At 46.3% G+C, this 22,437-nt stretch carries 19 protein-coding genes; 7 read left to right on the top strand and 12 right to left on the bottom strand.

Annotated elements, in window-relative coordinates; translation table 11 throughout:
• Nucleotides 1–95 precede the first annotated feature (95 nt).
• The 3 genes from J4N45_RS07110 (at nucleotide 96) to J4N45_RS07120 (ending at nucleotide 4,115) form a co-directional block, all read left to right on the top strand.
• Nucleotides 96–1,412, top strand: a complete 1,317-nt coding sequence (locus tag J4N45_RS07110; RefSeq protein ID WP_234493890.1) for a DUF945 family protein — start codon at nucleotides 96–98, stop codon at nucleotides 1,410–1,412.
• A 131-nt stretch (nucleotides 1,413–1,543) separates the two neighbouring features.
• A complete protein-coding gene (gene serC, locus J4N45_RS07115; protein ID WP_042475444.1) occupies nucleotides 1,544–2,638 on the top strand; it encodes a 3-phosphoserine/phosphohydroxythreonine transaminase in 1,095 nt (364 codons plus the stop codon).
• Between the two features lie 181 nt (nucleotides 2,639–2,819).
• Entirely contained in the window at nucleotides 2,820–4,115 is a 1,296-nt protein-coding gene (locus J4N45_RS07120; protein WP_252014279.1) for a hemolysin family protein, read from the top strand.
• A 72-nt stretch (nucleotides 4,116–4,187) separates the two neighbouring features.
• Here J4N45_RS07120 and cydC read toward each other — a convergent pair whose 3' ends face one another.
• The 3 genes from cydC to trxB all read right to left on the bottom strand — a co-directional run bounded on the left by cydC (nucleotide 4,188) and on the right by trxB (nucleotide 8,768).
• Nucleotides 4,188–5,909 carry a heme ABC transporter ATP-binding protein/permease CydC gene (gene cydC, locus J4N45_RS07125; protein ID WP_252014280.1) on the bottom strand — a complete coding sequence of 574 codons (1,722 nt, stop codon included), beginning with the start codon at nucleotides 5,907–5,909 and terminating at the stop codon, nucleotides 4,188–4,190.
• Nucleotides 5,902–7,686, bottom strand: a complete 1,785-nt coding sequence (gene cydD, locus J4N45_RS07130) for a heme ABC transporter permease/ATP-binding protein CydD (protein ID WP_252014281.1) — start codon at nucleotides 7,684–7,686, stop codon at nucleotides 5,902–5,904. The genes cydC and cydD overlap by 8 nt, the downstream gene beginning before the upstream one ends.
• A 125-nt stretch (nucleotides 7,687–7,811) precedes the next feature.
• The gene (trxB, locus tag J4N45_RS07135) at nucleotides 7,812–8,768 is read right to left on the bottom strand and encodes a thioredoxin-disulfide reductase (RefSeq protein WP_252014282.1); all 957 of its coding nucleotides are present in this window, start codon (nucleotides 8,766–8,768) and stop codon (nucleotides 7,812–7,814) included.
• Between the two features lie 520 nt (nucleotides 8,769–9,288).
• Here trxB and J4N45_RS07140 point away from each other — a divergent pair.
• The gene (locus tag J4N45_RS07140; protein ID WP_252014283.1) at nucleotides 9,289–9,945 is read left to right on the top strand and encodes a 2OG-Fe dioxygenase family protein; all 657 of its coding nucleotides are present in this window, start codon (nucleotides 9,289–9,291) and stop codon (nucleotides 9,943–9,945) included.
• On the top strand, nucleotides 9,929–11,152 hold the full coding sequence (locus J4N45_RS07145; protein ID WP_252014284.1) for a cysteine desulfurase-like protein: 1,224 nt from the start codon (nucleotides 9,929–9,931) through the stop codon (nucleotides 11,150–11,152). The genes J4N45_RS07140 and J4N45_RS07145 overlap by 17 nt, the downstream gene beginning before the upstream one ends.
• Nucleotides 11,153–11,209: 57 nt before the next feature.
• On the opposite strand, the gene J4N45_RS07150 is transcribed toward J4N45_RS07145, so the two are convergent.
• From J4N45_RS07150 to J4N45_RS07165, 4 genes are all read right to left on the bottom strand, one after another.
• On the bottom strand, nucleotides 11,210–12,037 hold the full coding sequence (locus tag J4N45_RS07150) for a DUF2797 domain-containing protein (RefSeq protein ID WP_252014285.1): 828 nt from the start codon (nucleotides 12,035–12,037) through the stop codon (nucleotides 11,210–11,212).
• Between the two features lie 80 nt (nucleotides 12,038–12,117).
• Entirely contained in the window at nucleotides 12,118–12,777 is a 660-nt protein-coding gene (locus tag J4N45_RS07155; RefSeq protein WP_503056854.1) for a SanA/YdcF family protein, read from the bottom strand.
• Between the two features lie 80 nt (nucleotides 12,778–12,857).
• A complete protein-coding gene (locus tag J4N45_RS07160) occupies nucleotides 12,858–13,181 on the bottom strand; it encodes a DUF3392 domain-containing protein (protein WP_042475457.1) in 324 nt (107 codons plus the stop codon).
• Between the two features lie 87 nt (nucleotides 13,182–13,268).
• Nucleotides 13,269–14,957, bottom strand: coding sequence for an NAD-dependent malic enzyme (locus J4N45_RS07165; RefSeq protein ID WP_252014287.1), 1,689 nt, complete (start codon nucleotides 14,955–14,957; stop codon nucleotides 13,269–13,271).
• Between the two features lie 208 nt (nucleotides 14,958–15,165).
• On the opposite strand from J4N45_RS07165, the gene J4N45_RS07170 reads away from it, so the two are divergent.
• Nucleotides 15,166–17,514, top strand: coding sequence for a helicase-related protein (locus J4N45_RS07170; protein ID WP_252014288.1), 2,349 nt, complete (start codon nucleotides 15,166–15,168; stop codon nucleotides 17,512–17,514).
• Between the two features lie 203 nt (nucleotides 17,515–17,717).
• Nucleotides 17,718–18,104, top strand: a complete 387-nt coding sequence (locus J4N45_RS07175) for a transporter (RefSeq protein WP_252014289.1) — start codon at nucleotides 17,718–17,720, stop codon at nucleotides 18,102–18,104.
• Nucleotides 18,105–18,250: 146 nt separating this feature from the next.
• Here J4N45_RS07175 and J4N45_RS07180 read toward each other — a convergent pair whose 3' ends face one another.
• From J4N45_RS07180 to J4N45_RS07200, 5 genes are all read right to left on the bottom strand, one after another.
• Nucleotides 18,251–19,357: a phosphoribosylaminoimidazolesuccinocarboxamide synthase gene (locus J4N45_RS07180; RefSeq protein ID WP_252014290.1), complete on the bottom strand. Its 1,107-nt coding sequence runs from the start codon at nucleotides 19,355–19,357 to the stop codon at nucleotides 18,251–18,253.
• A 259-nt stretch (nucleotides 19,358–19,616) separates the two neighbouring features.
• Entirely contained in the window at nucleotides 19,617–20,018 is a 402-nt protein-coding gene (locus J4N45_RS07185; RefSeq protein WP_252014291.1) for a hypothetical protein, read from the bottom strand.
• 300 nt (nucleotides 20,019–20,318) lie between these two features.
• On the bottom strand, nucleotides 20,319–20,507 hold the full coding sequence (locus tag J4N45_RS07190; protein WP_234493877.1) for a hypothetical protein: 189 nt from the start codon (nucleotides 20,505–20,507) through the stop codon (nucleotides 20,319–20,321).
• A gap of 139 nt (nucleotides 20,508–20,646) precedes the next feature.
• The gene (locus J4N45_RS07195) at nucleotides 20,647–21,672 is read right to left on the bottom strand and encodes a DnaJ domain-containing protein (RefSeq protein WP_252014292.1); all 1,026 of its coding nucleotides are present in this window, start codon (nucleotides 21,670–21,672) and stop codon (nucleotides 20,647–20,649) included.
• 35 nt (nucleotides 21,673–21,707) lie between these two features.
• On the bottom strand, nucleotides 21,708–22,391 hold the full coding sequence (locus tag J4N45_RS07200; RefSeq protein WP_042475466.1) for a DUF2786 domain-containing protein: 684 nt from the start codon (nucleotides 22,389–22,391) through the stop codon (nucleotides 21,708–21,710).
• Between the last annotated feature and the right edge of the window lie 46 nt (nucleotides 22,392–22,437).

A 22,437-nucleotide genomic window follows, 5' to 3' on the forward strand; every position in this document is an offset into this window, starting at 1 on the left:
TCGTGACGTACGTGAATTTAATATATCAATAAAAAGCAGAGGGTTATGAGAAGTAGGTATGAGATTGGAGATCCTAACGACTTGAGTTAGACTGAATGAAATACACCTCACAAAACGTTTTAATTATCTCTATGAATCAACTTAAGAAGTATGGCGCAATTGGTGGCGCAGTCGCTCTTGTGCTGTGTTGGCCCCTAGCAGTTGGCCACATTGGTCAGAAAGTTATTGAAGATGGCGTGGCGCAGCTCAACAATGAAGGCGTGACGGCAGAAATTGTTTCTTATGATCGCAGCTATCTCTCATCGGTAGTAGAAACCCGCTATCAAGTCCAAGACCCAATCCTTAAAGAGCAGCTTGAAGTCGATGGTTTGCCAACTGAGTTAGTAGTCAAAAGCGATATCAGCCACGGTTTGATGAGTTTGACCGCGAACTCGGTTCTAAAGAACTTCCCGGACTTTCCGTTACTTCTGAAAACCGTCACTCAACTCAATGGCAACACAGAATTTGAGTTGTCATTGGATAGCTGGAGCTATCAAGGCAGTGATGACCAAACCGTGAGTATGTCGATTTCGCCGTCGGTCGCGACCGGCACAGCAACCGTGCTTGGTCAGGTATCATTCCAATTAAACGTGCCTTCTGTTCAGCTCGATTTCGAGAATGGCGAGCAATTAGTGATTAACCAAGTCTCTGCTAAAGGCGAAGGTAAACAAGAAAATGGTTTCTGGCTCGGTGAACAGAGCGCATCGATGAAGCAGTTCAGTATCCTTGATCAAAACCATGATAGTTTGTTTGATATCGACACGATCGGATATACCTTCAAGTCGTCTCTGAATGCTGAGAGTGATCGTATCGATACTCAACATATCTTCGATATGACTCAACTGACTTATCCAGAGGGCGCTCAGTTGAGCGACCTAAACGTTGATTTTGCGATGAACTCACTCGATCGTTCGGCGTTTGAGGGTTTAGTCTCTCTGTACCGCTCTAATCCATCTTTAGCGCATGCCGATATTAACGAGATTGCTCCACTTATCGAAAACTTGTTTGCTCGTGGCTTCCAAGTGTCGATGAATGACATGCACTTCAAAATTGCTGAAGAAGAGTTCAAGTCAAAGTGGCTAGTTGAAGTGCCGGAAGGGACTGAAAACGTATCTCGTGATCCAAGTGTTGTATTGCCGGCGCTGCAAGGAAACATGAATGCGTATATGTCTCAAGGTATGGCGCTTGCCCACCCAATGCTCGCGCAGGGTGTCGATGAGCTGGTTGTGATGGATATGATCAAAGAGAAAGATGCTGGGTACGAGTTGGATGCCAATATTGAGGGCGGACAATTGGTATTTGAAAACGGTCAACAAATCCCTTTGATTGCGCTGTTTCTCCCGTTACTGATGGGACAATCAATGGGGCAATAGCGCCTAGATTGATCAAATTTTCATCCCCTAATAGAAAAGAGGCTCCCAGCCTCTTTTCTTGCTTTTTATCTCTTTGAAAACGTGATATTACTGATGGCTTCTTTAAGTATTTTGTTAGGAGTAGTAGGGTCATGGAGCCGATGTCAGATAACGTATTTAATTTCAGTGCAGGTCCAGCTGGGTTGCCAAGAGATGTGCTAAAAAAAGCACAATCCGAGCTACTCGATTGGAATGACTTGGGTACGTCGGTTATGGAGATCAGTCATCGAAGCAAGCAGTTCATTCAGGTTGCGGACGAGGCTGAACAAGATCTAAGAGATCTTCTGAACATCCCTTCAAATTACAAGGTCCTATTTTGCCAAGGTGGCGCGCGAGCTCAGTTCTCAGCAGTGCCATTAAATCTACTTGGCGGTAAAGATAAAGCGACATACATTGATGCTGGTTACTGGGCACAAAGCGCAGTAGATGAAGCGGAAAAATACTGTACGCCAGTTGTCTATCAAGCAAAGACGGAAATCGAGGGTAAAGTAGCAGTACAGCCGGCAAGTGAATGGTTCATTGACCCTGACTCTGCTTACGTGCACTTCTGCCCGAATGAGACAATTGACGGTATCGAAATTAATGAGCTTCCAGACACTGATTTGCCAATCGTGGCAGATATGTCTTCTACCATTCTTTCTCGTCAAATTGACGTGTCGAAATACGGCGTGATCTACGCTGGTGCTCAGAAGAATATCGGTCCTGCAGGTATCTGTATCGCGATTGTACGTGACGACTTACTGGAGCTTGCAAGCGATGTACTACCAACGTTTCTAAACTACAAAGTGTTGGCAGAAAAAGAGTCGATGTACAATACGCCACCAACGTTTGCTTGGTATCTCTCAGGCCTAGTATTCAAATGGCTAAAAGAGCTAGGTGGCGTACAAGCGATTGAGCGTATCAACCGCGAGAAGGCGGCTATCCTTTACGACTATATTGATGCGTCGCCTTTCTACAACAACAATGTTCATGCGGACAACCGTTCTCTTATGAATGTACCATTCCAGCTAGCGAAGCCAGAGCTTGATGCTAAGTTCTTAGAGCTTGCGGATGAACGCGGTCTTCGCGCGTTGAAAGGTCACCGTGCTGTCGGTGGTATGCGCGCATCAATTTACAATGCGATGCCAGTAGAAGGCGTTCAAGCACTTGTTTCCTTCATGAAAGAATTTGAAGCTGAGCACGCATAAACTCAACTCTCGATTTTGCTCGAAGCCGCGATTATTCGCGGCTTTTTTATGTCTGAACAAACAGAGCTTATCGTCACCATAGTAAACTCGATATCAAAGAATCTGGTGAACATGCGATTATTCACACTCTTCTCTCGCGTTCCTCGTTATGCTGAGAGTGTGTTGATGATCGGATGGCATTATGGACATATTGATTTTATTTGGTTTGATTGCTCTTAACGGCTTGTTTGCAATGTCTGAGATTGCGCTGGTGGCGGCCAAAGGTGGTCGACTCAGAAAACTCGCAGAGCAGTTCGGTTCTGCGCAGACTGCACTGAAACTGAAAGATGATCCCACTTTGTTTCTTTCAACGATTCAAATTGGCATTACCGCTATTGGTATCTTAAGTGGTATCTGGGGTGAAGCGGTTCTGTCAGCGCCAATTTTGCAATGGCTTGTTTGTATGGGCATGGAACGCGAGTTGGCAACGGTGTTAGCAACGACTGGGGTGGTTTTGGTGATCACCTATTTTGCGATAGTGGTGGGCGAGTTAGTACCGAAACGAATCGCTCAGAACAATGCTGAGCGCATTGCCGTGGTGGTTGCCTATCCGATCTATTGGCTCTCAATCGCCACTAAGCCTTTTGTCCTTCTACTGACATTCTCCACCAATCTCATGTTGAAACTGTTGGGACAAAAGGACACTAATGGTGACGCTGTCACTGAAGAAGACATCGTCGCTTTGGTAAAGGAAGGCTCAGAAACTGGGGTTATTGAACTTCAAGAGCAAGAGATGATCGCCAACTTATTGCAGCTCAACGATAGAATGGCAACGTCCTTGATGACACCAAGATGTGAGATCCAATATCTAGATATAGAGCAGCCATTAGCCGAGATACTGAAAAACCTTCGTCAAACTAAGCACTCGGTGTGGCCGGTTTGTCGTGGCGGGTTAGATAACCTTATCGGTACCATCTCCTCTAAGGTATTACTGGATGAATATAGCGAGCTATCCATTGAGCGCTTAGTGAAGCTATTGCGTAAGCCGAGGTTTGTTCCTGAATCGATGAAAGGGCTGTCTCTACTTAGCTATATGCAGCAGACCAGTAGTGAGATGACGTTTTTGGTCGATGAGTATGGTGACATTCAAGGTCTGGTTACTCATTATGACCTGTTAACGTCGATAGCGGGTGAGTTAGCCATGACCACACAACATATGTCGGCACGAAAGGGGAAAGACGGCAGCTGGCAGTTTGATGGCCTGATTCCTATTTCAGTATTCAAGACCAAGCTAAACCTAGACGTCCTTGAAGGGGAAGAAACGGAAGGTTTTCAAACCTTAAATGGCTTTCTTACCTGGCTATCAGGTCGTTTGCCCGAAGAGGGCGAGGCAATTTACTACCAGCGATTTGTCTTCGAGGTTGTTACAGTAAAGAGCAATCGAATTACACAGGTCAGGGTACATGAAGTAGTGATTGAGCAAGCAAACGATCACTGATGGTCGGTCTAGCGAAAATAAAAATCCCCGCTATTTGAACGGGGATTTTTATTGGTGGTGAAGGTAAGTGCGCTATAGCGTTTGATGCAGTTCGAAGTAGCGTCCGTGCGCAGCTAAGAGCTCGTCATGATGACCAAGCTCGAGCACCTCGCCATCTTCTAACAGGCAGACCTTATCAAAGGTATCGAGGTTCACTAGACGGTGCGTAATGAAGATCACCGTTTTGCCCGCAAACTTCGATTCAAACAACGACATGATTTGCTGCTCTGTCTTCTTATCTAAGCCTTCAGTAGGTTCATCAAGAAGCAATATCGGTGCATCATGAAGCAGCGCTCGGGCAATCCCAACTCGACGCTTCTCGCCTCCGGAAAGCTGTCGACCACCTTCGCCAAGCCATGCATCTAAGCCGGAGTCTTGGTTGAGGTGCTCTAAGCCAACTTGAGCAAGCACTTGTGCGAGCTCCTCATCGGATGCATCAGGTTTTGCCATCGACAAGTTGTCGCGTAGTGTTCCGTTCAAGATATCGACTTTCTGGCTCACAATGCTGGTGGATTGACGAAGCTGAGCTTCACTCCATGAGCGAATATCGTGACCTGCGAGCTCGACAGAACCCTCATTAACGTCCCAGTAGCGGGTAATCAGCTGCAGTAATGTTGATTTACCAGAGCCCGTTTGACCAACGACAGCAAGCTTGTGACCAGCAGGAATATCGAGATTCAACTCTCTTAGTGCGGGTTGATTCGCATCTGGATAGCGAAATGTTGCGTTGTTCACCTTAATTGAGAACGCATTATCGTGAGAGACAGACTCCGAAGGGAAGGTGACATCAGGCTCTGCCAAAATAACTTCGTTCAGACGCTTCGCTGATGTCAGCGTTTGGCCTAGGTATTGGAATGCGCCTGCGATAGGCATGAGCAGTTCAAAGCTCGCCATGGTGGCAAATGCCATAAGCGCAATAAGTGGATCAGGTTGATTACCGCCCACACCATCGGCCGCTAGCCACAGCATAAGAATCAGCAACCAGCCGTTTGCCAGAATCAATAGACCTTGCGCCATACCAGAAATCTTAGCGTGCACAAACTGGTTCGATAACAGCTTGTTTTGAGCATCTATGATGGATTGACGATAGTGCGACTCAGCGCCAAACAGAGTTAACTCGCTATAACCTTGCAGCCAGTCTAGCGTTTTGATCCTGAGATCGGCTTTGTTCAGAGTCAGTGCTTCACCATTGCTTTTACCAAGGCGGTAGAAGATAACTGGCCAAAGCACGAGAAGCAGCATCAAGATAGCGCCCAGTGTTAAGCCCAGTGTCATATCAAACCAACAAAGTACGGCCGTCAAACACAGGATGCCAAAAGCACCAACTATGATAGGGCTCACTAGTCTTAGATAGACATGGTCCATGGCATCGACGTCGGCAACCAGTCGGTTAAGCATATCTGCATCGCGAATGTTAACCGCTTTACCTGGAATAAGCGGTGCCAGCTTCCTAAAGAAGAAAATGCGCAGGTCAGTCAGTAGTTTGAATGTCGCATTGTGGCTGACAACACGCTCACCCCAGCGGCCAGCGGTTCTCGCCATAGCGGCGCCACGCACGCCTGCACCGGGAAGCATGTAGTTAAACGTTTCGCGAGCAATCGTCAGACCAGCGACAGCCGAAGCCGAGATGAACCAACCGGAAAGCGTCAGCAAACCAATAGAAGCAAACAGGGTACAGAACGCGAGTACCATACCGAGAGAGAGACCAAACCAATGCTTCTTATACAGTTTCAGGTAAGGGAGAAGTTCACGCATCTAGGTTCCCCTTATCTTGGGCTTTTGCAGACTGTTGTGCGGAAAGCATGGTTTTGAATAGACCATCATTAGAAGCTAGCAATGTGTAGTCACCGTGCTGCTCAATTTGGCCTTTGTTCATCACAAGGATATTGTTGACCTCTTTAAGCTGTGAAAGCTGGTGCGTCACCATTAAGGTCGTTTTGCCCGCTGTTGAGGTGTGTAGTCCTTGAGTAACCAAGCGTTCACTCTTAGCATCTAAACTCGCCGTTGGTTCATCGAGTAACCAGAATTGGCCGTTTTGGACCATAGCTCGAGCCAGTGCCAGGCGCTGAGCTTGGCCAACAGACAAGCCACCAGAGCGGTCGGTAATTTGATAGTTGAGGCCATGCTTTTCGACAAACTCAGCTGAAAACGAAGCGAGCAGGGCGTCATTAACTCGGGCTTCGCTCACGTCAGGGTTGCCAAGAGTCACGTTATCCCAAATGGTGCCGTGCAGAAGCAATGGGTTCTGTCCCACCCAGCTGATAGCTTGACGCCATGAATGCTGGTCTAAAGATTTGAGCTCAACACCATTTATCTTGAGCGAGCCTTCGTATGGCATGAAGCCGAGAATAGCGTTGATTAAACTGGTTTTGCCAGCGCCGCTAGGGCCGACTAATGCGGTGGCTTTGTTGGCATCAAGATCAAAGCTCACAGGCCCTACGAGCTTCGTTCCATCAGGACTGTAGACTTCGAGGTTATCTGCACTGATAGTTATTGCGTCCTTACTTAATGGCTTTTGACCATTGGGTAGGTCTGCAACTTCAAGATCAAGAAACTCTACGATACTCTCCGCAGCACCTACCGCTTGTGCTTTGGCATGATAGAAGGTTCCCAAGTCTCTCAGTGGTTGATAGAACTCTGGTGCCAAAATAAGAATAAATAGACCAGCGAAGAGGGTAACGCCGACGCCGTAGTGACCGAAGTTAAGTTCGCCAATGTAACTAAAGCCGAAGTAAACAGCGGTGATTGCAATCGAGATAGAGGTGAAAAACTCAAGCACAGCGGAAGACAAGAAGGCCAGTCTCAGGACATCCATAGTACGCTTACGAAATACTTCAGATGCGCCGTGTAGCACTTCCGTTTCTGCGTTGGTGCGATTGAAAAGACGTATGGTCGTCATTGATTGCAATCGGTCATAAAAGTGACCAGAAAGGCGCTGTAGCGCTTTGAAGTTCTTACGGTTGGCATCAGCCGCCTTCATTCCCACCAAAGCCATAAAGATAGGAACTAGAGGAGCGGTCACAAGGAAGATAAGACCCGCTGCCCAGTTGATTGGAAACACAACCACCAAGATAATAACAGGAACGGCAACAGCAAGTGACATTTGAGGAAGATACTTGGAGAAGAACTCTTGCATCTCTTCGACTTGCTCAAGTACTAGAGTCGCCCAAGTACCGGCAGGTTTGCCCTTGATGTATGTTGGACCGAGTTCTCTAAGCTTGTCGAGTATTAGCTGCCTTATGTAAATACGAACTTGTTCGCCGCATTTGAAGCCCGCAATCTCACGACCCCAAGCGCAGGCAGCACGTCCTGCGACGGCGACAACAAGTCCAGCAAAGTGGGGGATCAGTTCATGTTTATCGACATGTTCGATAATCAGTTGATGAAGAATGGTGGCGATAAGCGCGGCTTGCGCGAGAAGGAACAGACTTGAAAGAACGCCGAGCCCTATCGCAATCATAAGCCAGCGTTTTGCTAGCTTACTTTGCTCTTTGAGCCACTTATTCAAGCTCCGTTGTTTTTTCTTATCCATGTAGAAGGCTTAATGAGTATTATTATTAATAGAACCAGCGATTATACAAAAGAAAACCCAGAGGTTATACCTATGGGTTTTCAATTTTCAATATTGATGAGCTGCTGGTGAAAAGAGCAAGTCTCTTAAGAGTCTTGGGCGTCAAGGAAGCGTTCTGCATCCAGCGCTGCCATACAACCAGTACCTGCTGAGGTGATGGCTTGACGATAGTTGTGATCCATAACATCACCAGCGGCATAAACACCAGGAATGCTAGTTTGGGTTGCATTGCCCTCTAAGCCCGATTGTACAACGATATAACCATTGTTCATCTCTAGCTGACCTTCAAATAGAGAGGTGTTTGGCTGGTGACCAATGGCAATGAAGGCACCCATGACGTCGACTTGCTCAACGAGATCGGACTGTGTGTCTTTAATGCGAATACCAGTAACACCCATGTCGTCGCCGACAACCTCTTCTAGAGTGCGATCCGTGTGTAAGACAATATTGCCGTTCTCGACTTTGTCCATTAGACGCTTAATTAGGATCTTTTCGGCACGGAAACTGTCACGACGGTGAACAAGGTGTACTTCAGAGGCGATATTTGAAAGGTACAGTGCCTCTTCAACAGCAGTGTTACCACCACCCACAACCGCTACTTTTTGGTTACGGTAGAAGAAGCCGTCACAAGTCGCACATGCTGAAACACCGCGACCTTTAAATGCCTCTTCTGAGTCAAGACCAAGGTACTTTGCAGACGCGCCTGTTGAGATAATGACAGCATCCGCAGTATAACTCTGGCTATCGCCAGTTAACTTAAATGGACGCTCGCTAAAATCGACTTCATTAATGTGATCAAAAATGATCTCAGTTTCGAACTTTTCTGCGTGAGCTTGCATGCGCTCCATCAACAGTGGACCGGTTAGACCTTCGGCATCGCCTGGCCAGTTCTCAACTTCCGTGGTGGTGGTTAGCTGGCCACCTTGCTGCATCCCAGTCACTAGTACAGGTTCAAGATTCGCTCGCGCTGCGTAGACAGCGGCTGTATAACCCGCAGGACCAGATCCTAAGATCAGCAATTTACAGTGTTTTGTGTCAGCCATAGTTTTTCTCACTTTCTCTATTCTTATCAACACCACGGTTGGGTGAGGCTTTGCTACCTAATATATTGGGGTTGAGGGTTAAGAATCAATACTAGATTTGCAATGAACGGTGATATTTTGGTCGATTGGTCACAAACAAAAGCAGAGCTGCCACAGTTGATTCATTTCTGTTGTTCAATAATCCAATAGCGAAAGTCGTAATCACTACCATATAGTAAAGATATAGTGGTTGTTGCTGGTTTTGTGATCTTGACGCTATTTTGCGTTGGGTTTTGAATAACCCGATAAAATATAGGTGGTTATTATGCTAGTGAACTGTTCTAGATTTCGAGTGCAGCCAGAACTGCAATTGGAGGGTAATTCTACATAAGACCAAAATTTCGGTTATATCATCTTAAATGTAGGTTTTAGTGGAATTTGGTGCTGCCAAAAGTTGATCTTGCAGGATTAGTGCTATTTAATGATATGTAAATGAAATGTGAAATAATGAAATTCAACATAACATTAAATGGAGTTAATGATGCTGCACTCAAGCGAAAGTACCTTACATCTCACTAGTCTTAGTGGACGAGCAATCGAACAGTTAGCACCGACTTTTGCAACCTTACCTAATACTCAACATGCAGATGGTCAATATCGCTTGCGTCGATACTCTGTGATTAACTACCGCGATGGTGAGATCCTAGATACGGGAGATAGCAGCTTTGTGCAATCAGAGCACTACAATCACTTTCAAGGCGATGTCGTCAGGCAGTTTGAGCCCATTCTAGCATCGACATTGCAAAGCGATGCGATGAAGGAGCTTGTGTCTCTATTTGTGCGCACTAATGACCTGCCGAATGGGCAGGAAATTGAAATCCATCAGATTCGAATCGCAGCGGTTTATGACGAAACAGAGGTAGCGCCAGAGGGCGTGCACCAAGACGGTTTTGACCATATTGCTTTAGTTGGAGTCGGGCGCCAAAACATTATTGGTGGCGACATCATGCTTTATAGCGGTCACAAGGAAGCGCCATTCTTTAAGAAAGTGCTGGCCGCTGGTGAAGTCGCTATTTTGGATGATTCTCGTCTATGGCATAACGCGACGCCAATTCGCTGTGTTGATGAGCAACATGAAGGCTACATGGATGTCTTCGTTCTTACTGCAAAAGGTCCGAAAAATGCGCTTCACTCCTAATACTGCTCGCGCTCAGTTTACCGCTCTGAGTCAAACTCATAACAATAAGCCTGTGGTTTTTCTTGATGGTCCAGGAGGCTCGCAGGTTCCTCAAAGCGTGCTGACGGCCATGAACGAGTACTTAGGGTTCTATAATTCGAACCTCGGTGGTCATTACTTCTCGAGCAAACGTACCGTTGAGTTGGTTGCTGATGCGAGAGAACACGCTCGTTCGCTTCTCAATGCACCGACGGCGGACAATATTGTGTTCGGCGCCAATATGACGTCACTAACATTCCAGTTGAGCCGCGCTATTTCTCGTGATTGGCAAGCTGGAGATGAAGTGATCGTAACCGCACTTGATCACTACTCTAATGTGTCCAGTTGGGAGCAAGCGGCAGAAGATAAAGGGGCAACAGTTAAGCAAGCGAAAGTGGATCCAAGAGACTGCTCAGTGGACTTAGCTCACCTTGAATCACTACTCAATGAAAAGACGCGCTTGATTGCCATTACTTATGCCTCAAACGCGACAGGCACTATCACGGATATTCGTCGCGTCGTTAAGATGGCAAAGCGCTATGGCGCTGCTGTTTATGTTGATGCCGTTCACTATACACCGCATGGTCATGTGGATGTCGAGGCACTAGGTTGCGACTTTCTTGTTTGCTCGGCATATAAGTTCTTTGGTCCTCACTTGGGCGTGGCGTTTGTAGCCTCGGATTGGTTGCAATCTCTTCGTCCATACAAGGTTGAACCAGCGACAGATATTGGTCCGGGAAGGTTTGAAACGGGTACTCAGAACTTTGAAGCACTCGCAGGATTTATTGCCGCTGTGGACTATCTGGCATCTTGGGGGGAAGGGGATTCACTTCGAAAGAAGCTAGCTAGTGCTATGAAGGATATTGGCGCTCATGAAGAGCAATTAAGCCGCTATTTCCTACAGCGATTACAAAAGGTTGAATCACTCTCGCTTTATGGAACAGAGAATTGCGATCATCTTAAGCGCACTCCAACCTTTGCTCTGCGATCTTCTACGCACTCACCAGAGCTGCTTGCCAAAGCACTAGGTGAGCATAACCTCTGCGTCTGGAATGGGCATTTCTATGCTCTGGGTTTGGTGAGGCAGTTAGGACTGGAAGATAAAGGTGGCGTACTTCGTGTTGGATTTATGCACTACAACACGCTTGAAGAAGTAGACCGGTTCTTCGATACGCTAGAAAGCCTTTAATTAGAAAAAACAGCCCGCGTAATGCGGGCTGTTTTTATGCGTTACGAGTGATAAGTGTTACTCAGCGCTGACTTCCACTTCGTAAGACGTGAATTTACGAATGTTAATCACGCCGGTATCAAGGATCAGGTATTGCCCCTTGATACCTTGTAGCAAGCCCGTCACTAACGGCTGCTTATCAAAGTTGTGTGATGTGATTTTGGTCGGATAGGTGTTTACCGGATAGCTCAGTGGAGTAATACACTCATCGAGCACAACTACAGCGTCTTCACCGTATTTTGCACGAATCTCTTCAATTTTATTCGCAACAAGTGGCAAAAGTGCTTTCGCCTGGTCAACTAACTCTAATGGCTCACCATCTTGTTTAAGCAGTGTACGCCAGTTTGTTTTGTCTGCGATGTGCTTCGCCAGCTCTACTTCAATTAAGCCAGAGATTTGGCGCGTTTTGACCTTTAGGATAGGTAGACCTTGTGTCGCCCCTTGATCAATCCAACGCGTTGGGATTTGAGTGTGACGTGTAATACCAACCTTAAGACTCGACGTGTTTGAAAGGTATACAAAATGGTCAACCATGCAATTGGCTTCGCCCCATTCAGGTTCACGGCAGGTCCCTTCATCGTAGTGGCAGGTTTCTGGCTTCATGATGCACATATCGCAGCTCGCCAGCTTCTTCATACAGACAAAACAATGCCCTTGTGAATAACTCTTTTTGGTTTTTTTGCCGCAAGAGGCGCAAAAGATATTGCCCGTGTGGTTTAGGGTGATGGTCTTACCGATCAATGGTGAAAGGTCAACCTCTTCATCACCAACCGGAAGTCGGTATTGAACAGTGGATTCTAGGGAAGCGCGCATTTTAGACAGCGTCCCTGAAGCTAGTAGTGACATGACATTACTCTTTATTTTGATTGTACTGTCATGCTAGCAAATTCAAGCTAAAAAATCCTTATATCAACGGGGTATAGAAACTAGTTGGCTTCGTTTTGCTCACTAGGAAGCAGCGGTCCAATAAACTCATCGCTCGTAACAATAGGCTCTTTGGGACCAAGAAACTTAGGCTGAGTGTTCATGATATACAGATCAAGCATCGCCTTCGTGCGAGCAAAAACCTCTCGAAGTCGCACAGAGTAGCCTGTTTTTGAAACAGGACCTGAGACCGCTAAACACTTGGCATTAATGTCATAGTGCTGCGCAATCACCAATGCACGCTCACAGTGAAATTTCTGAGTAATGATAAGAAAGTTATCGGTGTCGAAGATCTTTTTGGCACGAACAATAGAGTCTAGGGTTCTGAAACCGGCGTAGTCTAGGTGAATGGCAGGCTCTGGCACATTTGCCCTGAGGAGGTCTCTCTTCATGGTCCATGGCTCATTATAAGAACGGTGGGCGTTATCTCCACTCAACAAAAAGTGAGACACCTTGCCTTCGTTATACAGATTGATCGCGGCATCTATCCTGTGTGAGTAGTATTCGTTGAGTGTGCGCCCTAAGTATTTACTGGTCCCAAGCACGACAGCGACCTGCACGTTGTCCACTTCTTCAATTGATGTCACCAAGTGATCTTCGGCTTGCCAGCTCACCCAGCGATCGACTGTGACAACCAAAACAACAAATAACACCAAGGTGATGGCAAGCACGCGAACGCACCGTTTCAAAAACGGGAGAGCATTGCCTAATTGCCAAGGTTCCTTGTTAAATCTTAAGGTCACTAAATCTGTCGATTCCTTTGAGCCCAAATGCCGATACCTACAAAGCTTAGAACCACGATGGAAAACATCAAACCGGGTTCGATATTATTGAGAGTACTCTTTAATACTGGCGTGGCTTTTATGATGATCAATCCATAACCAAACGCGTTAAGAAGTATAAAACAGCCTGTTCGAATAACGAAATTAGTATCACGTAATACGTTGCGCATCAAACGATTAATGTCAGCACCGAGGACAACCAGCGCACAGGCTACTAGCGCGGTAGAGATTTCAAGAAGGTAAGGAGAGAGTAACTTGCCACCTGGAGCGAATAGATCCAACATTGAAGGGTTCCTTTTTCATAATTAGCGGCTCATTAAACAAAAAAAAGGCTCTTGATAACAAGAGCCTTCGTGTGACATTGATTCAGGTTAGAACGCTGAACGCTTATATTTTCGATAAACAGGCTGCCAGAAGTTTTCTTCGATGGCTTTGAGTAAGGTTTCATCTGAACACTCTTTCGCCACACCTTGTTCGATAGCTTTTTTAGCGACAGCGAAAGCGATGCGCTTAGAGACCAGATGAATCTCTTCTAGAGGCGGAAGTAACTGACCAGAGCCTTTTTGTGCCAGCGGAGAGCACTCAGCCAATGCACGGCTAGACTCCATTAGCATTTCGTCGGTTACGCGAGATGCTTGAGCAGCAAGGACACCTAAGCCAATGCCAGGGAAAATGTAGCTGTTGTTGCACTGTGCGATTGGGTAGGTTTTACCTTCAACGACAACAGGGTCAAATGGGCTACCTGTTGCTACAAGTGCTTGGCCGTTCGTCCAACGAAGGATGTCGTTCGGCGTCGCTTCAACACGGCTTGTTGGGTTCGACAGTGGGAAAACAATCGGACGCTCACAATGCTGATGCATCTCTTGAATGATCTCTTTGCTAAATAGGCCAGGTGCACCTGATACACCGATAAGCACAGTTGGCTTAGCATTTTTGATTACGTCATGAAGCGAGAAACCAGAGCTCTCTGATTCCCAGTTTTGCGTGTGCTCATGTTTTTGTACCAGACGCTGCTGGAAGTCCAACAGGTTCGGCATGCCTTCTTGTAATAGACCCCAGCGGTCAACCATGAAGACCTGTGAGCGAGCTTGCTCGTCACTAATGCCTTCAGACACCATTTGAGCCACGATTGCTTCTGCAATACCGCAACCAGCTGAGCCTGCACCAAGGAAAGTTACACGTTGCTCTGACAGTTTACTGCCAGCCGCTTTACAAGCTGCTAATAGCGAACCCACAGTGACAGCAGCGGTACCTTGAATGTCATCGTTAAAGCAGCAGATTCGATCTTTGTAGCGCTCAAGAAGTGGCATTGCATTTTTCTGAGCAAAGTCTTCGAATTGAACCAGTGCATCTGGCCAGCGACGTTGTACAGCTTGGATGAAATCTTCAACGAACGCGCGATATTCATCACCCGTGATACGAGGATGACGCCAGCCCATGTACATTGGGTCTGCTAAGCGTTGCGGGTTGTTCGTACCCACATCAAGAACGATTGGCAGTGTATAAGCTGGGCTGATACCACCACATGCGGTGTACAGTGCCAACTTACCAATTGGAATCCCCATACCTCCGATACCTTGGTCACCAAGACCGAGGATACGTTCACCGTCGGTTACAACAATGACTTTAACATTGTGGTTACGTGCGTTGTTGAGTAGGTCATCGATGCGATCACGATTTGGATAAGAGATGAACAGGCCACGACCACGACGATAAATGTTCGAGAAGTTCTCACATGCTGCACCTACAGTTGGGGTGTAAATGATTGGCATCATTTCCGAGATGTGATTCTGGACTAAACGGTAGAAAAGGGTTTCGTTCGTGTCTTGGATATTGCGCAGATAGATGTGCTTATCCATGTCATTTTCAAAGCTAGTGTACTGCTTGTAAGCACGGTCTACTTGCTCTTGAATGGTCTCTGTCGTTTCTGGAAGAAGACCTTCTAGGTTAAAAGACATTCTCTCTTCTGAAGTGAAAGCACTGCCTTTATTGAGTAATGGAGTACTAAGAAGCGCAGGACCTGCGTAAGGGATGTAAAGCGGTCGTTTGTTGTTGTTCATTAGGTTACCTGATATGGGAACAGTCATTCGGGAAATAGGAACAATTAGCGCGCTAATTTAACACAAATTAAGAGATTAAGCGAAGTGCAAATGTTAACTAATTGTAGAAAATATCACGTAAAAATCCTATCGCTGACTGAGGTTGTACTGCACCTTGCGGCAGCAACAGGTATACTCTCGACATCCGACCGAGATTTCAGAAAGTACAATGACCTTACCTATTGATTCTATTGAACAAGACGTGAAGCAAACGCTGGCACATTCCCACCTTATTGTTGAAGCAGAGACAGGGTCGGGCAAGTCTACAAGACTTCCGCTTTGGGCAATGGAGCAGGGTAAAGTCCTCGTTGTTGAGCCGCGTCGAATCGCTTGCACCTCTCTTGCCGAATTTTTAGCTGGATCTCTAGGAGAGAAAGTCGGAGAAAAAATAGGGTACGCCATCAAGCTAGAAAACCGTTTTACCGCGGAATCTCAGGTAGTATTCGTAACGCCTGGGGTGGCACTACGTTGGTACGCGGAGAACGAGTTAGCTGAATATTCGGTTGTTATCGTGGATGAGTTTCATGAGCGTCGCTGGGATACCGATTTATTGGTGGCATTACTCAAACAGAAGCAGTCACACCGAACCATTATTACCTCTGCGACAATCGAGGGGGAGAAGTTAGCGCGTTACTTCAATGCCGAGCGGCTGGTGGCAAGTGGTCGTGTTTATGACGTGGATATTCAACATCGACGCGATGACAGTCGACAACTACCTGATAGTCGTCATCTAGAAACGCGAATTAAACAAGAAGTGATAGAGCAACTTGGTGAAACATCGGGTGATATCTTGGTGTTTCTACCTGGCAGAAAAGAGATACAACAAGTTAGAACTGCATTGGCTCCTCTCTGTGATACTGACGATATCCTTGTTGCGCCGCTGCATGCCTCAGTGACGGATCATGAGCGGAGCTTAGCCATGACCACACAAGACAAGCGCAAAGTGGTACTGGCTACTAATGTTGCTGAGACGTCGCTGACCATTCCCAATATCGGGCTAGTGATAGATTCAGGGTTAGAGCGTCGTAATGTCCAGCGAAATGGTCAAACGACGCTCATGCTCACTCACATTTCAAAAGCGAGCGCGTCGCAGCGATCGGGCCGCGCAGGGCGCGTGATGAATGGTATTTGTGTACGTTTGTATGGAGAGCATGCAGCATTAGAGTCGGTAACGCCACCGGAGTTGCAACGCGAGTCTATCGTGGAGCCAATGTTGGCTTCCGCGGTTTGTGGGCACGAGTTAGAGACTCTGAGTTTTATCGATACTATACCGGATAAATCTTTAGCCTCGGCAAAAATGCAGCTCAAAGAGCTAGGGGCGATTGATGATAATGGCATTACCGAGCATGGGCGAAATCTTGCTCCACTGCCAGTTGATGCTATCTATGCCGATCTTGTCACTAAGATGCCAACCAAAGCGCTGAAAGAGGTCATGATTGATTTGACCGCAGCAATCTGTACTACGGGCAAGCTGTATCAACTGACATCTAATGAAGAAGCACTTGAACGCTTGGATATCGAAGAGCCGTTTGGATGCGATGCGCAAATCATGGTTGGTTTACTGCGTGGCGAGAGCTTCTCTGGCGTCAGCGCAGATCAAGATGCTTTGCGCGAAGCGCAAGGTTTGTCTGAGCAAATGCGATCGGTATTTGAGCTGCCGAGTCTAGAAGTCGCATCGCGATACGATCGAAGTGAATGGATCAAGCAGATGATCAATGCGAATCCAACGTTGCTGTTTGTGCGTCGAGAGAGACGACGCGAGGCGCTAGGCAATGGGTTGATTGAGGTCTTGTTGGGTCGCTCTAGTCGACTCAAGAGCAATGCAGAATCTGCGTTGGTGTTATCAACGCACTCCCTACCAGGGCGCGGTGTGAAACAGACGATGACCTTGGGAACCTTGCTAGTTCCGGTTGAACTCTCCTTGCTACGTGAGCTTTCGATAGGTGAGTGGGTTGCTGGAGAGACCGTTGAGACGGAAGCAGGCCTCATTAACACTGAAACCCTAGTTTATGCAGGAAGAACAATTGCCAAACGAGAAAGTGAACCTCAGGGAGAAGCCGCACTTGCGGTTATTGCTAATGCGATAATGAGTGGTCAACTATTTCCTGGGTTAGCACAAGACTTATCAACAAAAATGGCGCATTGGAAACTGTATCTTGAACTAGGATTGGGGCGAGGGCAGAGCTATGAGACTGGAGAACTGTCTCTATGGTTACAAAGTAGTCTTGACGAACTTGGCGTTGAAAGCTTCGACGATCTTGAACTTATCGATGAGAATGACTTTGAGTTTGAAGGCATTCCTGAATGGGAGTATGCCGACTTCGCCGCTAAGTATCCGCTTGTTATTCAATTGAGTGGTTTGACACTGACGGTTGAGTACTTCGGTAAAGGTAAACTAGTTGAAATCAGTCATCATTCGGGATCAAGAAAAGATGACCCTAAACGCAAAGAGCTGCCTGCTTGGTCGGGATGGCGAGTGAAGTACCGAAAAGCAAGCAGAGTGCTAGACTTGAGGTAGTGTCCGTTAGTGAGGTGTCAAGGCAGGTTACACAACAATTTGCCTATTGCTGAGCGAATGTTCAGAAGATGTTGCGTATTGGGTTTTTATATCACTTTTCACATCGTAAAAGGGCTATAAAAGACCGTTTTTATATATCCTATTGCTATATAAGCAAGCTTGAATGATAGTAATCAAGTAGCATTCTGCAATCGGGAGTGAAGATGTGTGATGATAAAAAATCGCCAGTGGAGTTTGATTACACCAGTTTTCTCGGCGAATCGTGCAGTAAAAAATGGACTTTCCTAGAGGCGTTGGCTTCTGTGGCTCCAGTGTTTGGTGAGGCTTGGAAAGAGACCACCAAACAAGAAAGTGACCCAGACAGCCGCTTATGGGAGATGGCGCTTCAGTCTTTATCAACCAGTCGTAGTGATGAATCCAACCTAGTGTCGTTAATAAGACTTGCTCGAGATGAGCATATTGATTGCCTACAAGTGATAATGCCTTATTCACTCGATGCCGATCAAATCGAGACGATACAAGCAAAGGGAAACGCGAGTATTACGGCAGTCCCTGATGAAGACCTACTGATCGCAGTGATCCACGCTTAGCATTAGCTTCGTCGATGTTAAATAGAGACTTAGTTGGCCATGTACATACCCCAATATGCGCGTAGTTAGCAATGTTCGAACCAATGAAAAGGGGGAGCGCCATGCTCCCCCTTTTTGGTACTGTATGTCTTCAAAGTTAGCCAGAATTAGTCTGCAATCAAGTCGTATTCGGCACGCAAGATATCGATGATCTCTTGTTTTGGATTTTCGCTTAGCTTGATTTCACGGCCCGTAATCTTTTCTGCGATACCAGTATAAGTACGTGATACGTCCATTAGTGCTTCTAGCGGCAATGCATTGTCTTTCGCAAGTGCTTCGCGCTCTGGCATGCGCTCTTTGTTTAGTAGGATATCAGGATCTGGGAAGTGGTTTAGCAGGAACTGGCGGAAGCCTTCTTTTGAGTTTTCAACAATGCTTCCTGTTTCGTAGGCTTTCGTATCCCAGATGCGCGATGAATCAGGTGTGCCCACTTCATCCATATAGATTAGCTTTTCTTTACCCTTTGAATCCGTTACGTAGCCGAATTCAAATTTGGTATCAACAAACGTTTGATCAATGGCTTCAAGTGCATTGCTGATAACGCCAAAACCTTCTTTAAGCAACTTCTCGTAGCCATCAATGTCAGCTGCATTGGTAAAGTTGAATGCTTCGAAGTTGTCGACAATGTTCTGGCGAGTGATGTTGACATCGTCTGCCTCAGGAACCCCAGGAATACCGCGCAAGATACCTTTCGTAGAAGGTGTAATAAGAATGTCTTCCAGCTTAGAGTCTTTTTCTAGACCCTCTGGTAGCGTAATACCGCAAAACTCTCGCTCGCCTTTCTCATAGGCACGCCACATTGAGCCAGTGATGTATTGACGACAAATAGCTTCAATCATGACTGGTTTAGCTTTTTGAACGATCCAAACAAATGGGTGAGGGATGTCTAGAATATGGCTATCCGCTAAACCGTTATCTTTGAAAAGTTGGAACCAGTGATTTGAAATCGCATTAAGTGCTGCGCCTTTACCAGGAACACCTCGAAGATCACCTTCGCCGTGCCAAATACAATCAAATGCTGAAATTCGGTCACTGATAACCATAATCGCAAGTGGTGCGTCTTCTGCTACGTCGTAGCCTTTCTCTTTGATAAGGCGGCGGCTATCTTCTTCAGTCAGCCAATATACAGAACGCACTTTACCGCTATGAACTGGTTTGTTAGTGCGAATTGGGAGATCGTCGTTTACGGCAAGAACTTGATCAGCAAGACTCATGGAGACATTCCTATCTAATGTAAGGTCGCGACAACAGCGACAACAAGTGGAAGAGTGGTAACACTCATTATTGCCACGCATCATACCAGAACTGGTTGATCCTGCCAGAGAAAAAGCAAACGTTTGCGCAATTTGTTTATGTTATAGAGTCAATTGTTTAAAAAGGCGGCTTTAGGTTCGTGTAAAGGGTGGTTGTGTGAGCGGAAATGTAAGTACGTCTCGAGGCAGGTTCGCTGCCTCGAGGCTGAAAAGAGGCGTATTAATGCAGGTAACGTTCGCCAGATAAAAAGACAACTTCACACTGCTGGCTTAAAGCGAGTGCGTTCAGCGTTGCTTGCTCTTGGGTACTAAACTGACCGTTGGCAATAATGGCGCATGCGTTTCCAGAGCGGATTGCTTTTTCGACAACTTGATATTGCGTCAAGCTAGCAGAAGGTTTCATTTGAACCATATGCTTACCCAACTTATGAAAATGAAGAGCTTGTCCTGCAGAAGGGCGAGGGCATTCCGCTGTCATCAAAATCCACTGTGGTCTAGACGTTAGCTTCGATAACTTTTCAAGAACTTCATCCTGAATTCCTTGTGGCGCGATGCTGCTACCGAATGCGTTGTAAGTACGTGAAACATTGTATTGAGAGCGAATTTGATTGTTGAGTAACATAACCCTGTTCCTTTATACAAGCTGTATGGTTATACAGTAGTTTTTTGCCGGGGAAAGATCAAGCATTTTTTGTTCATTAAAAACTCAATTTCATTTAAATCATTAATATTTAATGAGTTTTAAATTGAAGTTATCGCGAATTATTGTGAGGAAATAAGGGAACAATAGTAGTTTTGAATAAAAGTACTGTACAACCACTGTATAGTACGTCTATTAGCTAGCGATGAGATGAGCGGTGTGTAGGGCGTTTGAAGGTAGAGACTAAAACGCCTCTGTTAACAGAGGCGCATTGCATTTCATTTATGGTTGAGCGGTCATTTTGTTTCGAAGCTCGATTTCTGCGAGATTAAATTGCCTGACATCCATAACGGCAAAACTTAAACATTGCTCGCAAGAGTGATGGCACTTGCCGTCAATATACTCATGTTTAGTGACATAACTTGGTGTGTGGCACCAGTCACAGATACCTTCTTTAGTGAATACGTACATTATTACTCCCCACCCTTATCTGTCTGGGTGTTATTTTCGCGGAGTATTATGACACAAAACCAATGGGAATGTTAAATATATGTTTCAAAAAAGCGGTGTTGTGCAGGTTTGGTTATAAAACCGCCAGTTTAAATAGCGATTATCGACTCTTTAGATGGTTGGTAAGCGTGTTCAGCGCAAGGTTAAGCTGCTTCATCTCTTCTTCACTACCCTGGGCATCTGGGTGATAAATGCGGCTCAACTGCTTGTAGCGCGCCTTGATCTGTCTTGCAGTAGGTTGTTCATTTATGTTGAGCCCGAAGCGAAGGTAGGCATCTCTTACCGTTGAATGCGGGCTTTGGGAGCTTGAGTTTTGGGAATCAGTCGAGCGACTTCGCAGTTGTTCGGTTGCCGACTTAAGCTGTTTTTGCAGTGTTTTGATGATCTGCTGCTGTTTAGCGAGGTTTTGCTTTAGCTGTCCGAGGTCCAATTCATGATCATTGGACGCGCGCATTGTTTGTCTTTGTAGATAAACTCCAATAGCTATGATTGCTCCGATCAAGACAAGGTAGCTCGCGTGGATTAACCAACGCCAATCTGAAGAGGTCGACTCCGGAGAGGGTATGTGAGTAACCGCTTGAGGTTTGTTTGCTTGCTCTTGCTGTTTCAGTGCCTCTATCTGGCGCAACTGCTGAGCATTGAACTGTGCTTGAAGTGCGGCGTCATAAGCTTCTTGATAGCTAGGTGAAGCATCTTTCGCAAGGGAGTACCACAAAACCGCTTGGTCTTCGTTAGGAATGTCTACCGCAGCTTGTTGATAGAGTTTTGCGATTTTTCCGAGTGCTGAAACATCCCCTTGAACCGCGAGCTTAGTATAGAGTAGTGCGGCTTTTGATGGATTGGCTTGGACACCTCGACCAAACTCTAGCGCTTGAGCGTAGTTAAAAGTGGCGGCGGGATGTTCATTCTCACTGGCTTGTTGATACCAGTGTGCCGCTTTTGTCAGGTCTCGTTTAACACCTTCACCCGTCTCGTAGGCGAGACCTAGTTGATATTGGGCATCGGCATTGTTAAGTAGAGCTTGTTTTTCGAGCGCCTCCGTAGACGCCAGGGCGGAGTAGGATAGGCAGAATAATACGAGTAAAAGCAGCATGCTACGTGGGTGAGTCGCCAAGCTTTTAAGCATCTATTCTGCACTCCATTGGCAAGTTAGATAGGTGTCTATTTCAGTAGTTTTGGAGCCTGTGCACCGTCAATAGGTCGGTTAACTGACACCTTTCGACCTTTTTTAAGACCGACTTCATAGTCCGCAGTAATGTTCTTCATCGCTTCTTTTAATTGCTGTTTGAAGGTTTCACGGTCGATGTTTTTAAACTCTTTATCTATGTAGTTATTGATCTTGTTCGCGGATTCGTCATCTGGAGTGATGACTGGCAGCTTTTCAAGTGCTCCCTCAATCCAACCCGAGACAAAAGAGTTAACACGGCGCGTCACTTCGGTTGTAGACGTGCCAGAGCCGGCAAAACTATTTCTAAACTGGCCTGTCTGCTCGTTCATTTCACGGTAAATGATGTCAAACGCAAAGGCCGCAAAGATAGCGCGATCCGCTTCACCAATGAACTCGACGCGTTTTAGCCCTTTGTGATTAAGAAGGACAGCTTCAACACCAAACTTGGTGTTGATACCACGAATAACACGCAGCAAGGTTGAGCTGATGTTGGTCGGAAGCAGGTGAGTGGATTGCGTCTTACCCATCTTGATGAACTCGATATCATCTTTATCGAGACCATATTTCAACATAAGCCTGTGCGCCATTTTGATGGCGTTTGCGGCTTCATTGACGTTCGCTGAGTTGCCTAGCTCTAGACATTTAGCGATCTTTTTGAGGGCTTTTTGTTTATCCATCGACAACCTGAAGTTTCTCAACCGTGGAAGAAAAAGGGGGGATATT

The organism is Vibrio sp. SCSIO 43140 (assembly GCF_023716585.1).
Classification (GTDB): domain Bacteria; phylum Pseudomonadota; class Gammaproteobacteria; order Enterobacterales; family Vibrionaceae; genus Vibrio; species Vibrio maritimus_B.

Coding starts and splice junctions, on each gene's coding strand:
- J4N45_RS07200 (WP_042475466.1), bottom strand. CDS start 22,391: ATGGATAAACAAAAAGCCCTCAAAAAGATCGCTAAATGTCTAGAGCTA.
- J4N45_RS07175 (WP_252014289.1), top strand. CDS start 17,718: ATGTGTGATGATAAAAAATCGCCAGTGGAGTTTGATTACACCAGTTTT.
- J4N45_RS07185 (WP_252014291.1), bottom strand. CDS start 20,018: ATGTTACTCAACAATCAAATTCGCTCTCAATACAATGTTTCACGTACT.
- J4N45_RS07150 (WP_252014285.1), bottom strand. CDS start 12,037: ATGTCACTACTAGCTTCAGGGACGCTGTCTAAAATGCGCGCTTCCCTA.
- J4N45_RS07145 (WP_252014284.1), top strand. CDS start 9,929: ATGCGCTTCACTCCTAATACTGCTCGCGCTCAGTTTACCGCTCTGAGT.
- J4N45_RS07195 (WP_252014292.1), bottom strand. CDS start 21,672: ATGCTTAAAAGCTTGGCGACTCACCCACGTAGCATGCTGCTTTTACTC.
- J4N45_RS07180 (WP_252014290.1), bottom strand. CDS start 19,357: ATGAGTCTTGCTGATCAAGTTCTTGCCGTAAACGACGATCTCCCAATT.
- J4N45_RS07190 (WP_234493877.1), bottom strand. CDS start 20,507: ATGTACGTATTCACTAAAGAAGGTATCTGTGACTGGTGCCACACACCA.
- J4N45_RS07170 (WP_252014288.1), top strand. CDS start 15,166: ATGACCTTACCTATTGATTCTATTGAACAAGACGTGAAGCAAACGCTG.
- J4N45_RS07140 (WP_252014283.1), top strand. CDS start 9,289: ATGCTGCACTCAAGCGAAAGTACCTTACATCTCACTAGTCTTAGTGGA.
- cydD (WP_252014281.1), bottom strand. CDS start 7,686: ATGGATAAGAAAAAACAACGGAGCTTGAATAAGTGGCTCAAAGAGCAA.
- J4N45_RS07160 (WP_042475457.1), bottom strand. CDS start 13,181: ATGTTGGATCTATTCGCTCCAGGTGGCAAGTTACTCTCTCCTTACCTT.
- J4N45_RS07165 (WP_252014287.1), bottom strand. CDS start 14,957: ATGAACAACAACAAACGACCGCTTTACATCCCTTACGCAGGTCCTGCG.
- J4N45_RS07110 (WP_234493890.1), top strand. CDS start 96: ATGAAATACACCTCACAAAACGTTTTAATTATCTCTATGAATCAACTT.
- J4N45_RS07120 (WP_252014279.1), top strand. CDS start 2,820: ATGGACATATTGATTTTATTTGGTTTGATTGCTCTTAACGGCTTGTTT.
- cydC (WP_252014280.1), bottom strand. CDS start 5,909: ATGCGTGAACTTCTCCCTTACCTGAAACTGTATAAGAAGCATTGGTTT.
- serC (WP_042475444.1), top strand. CDS start 1,544: ATGGAGCCGATGTCAGATAACGTATTTAATTTCAGTGCAGGTCCAGCT.
- trxB (WP_252014282.1), bottom strand. CDS start 8,768: ATGGCTGACACAAAACACTGTAAATTGCTGATCTTAGGATCTGGTCCT.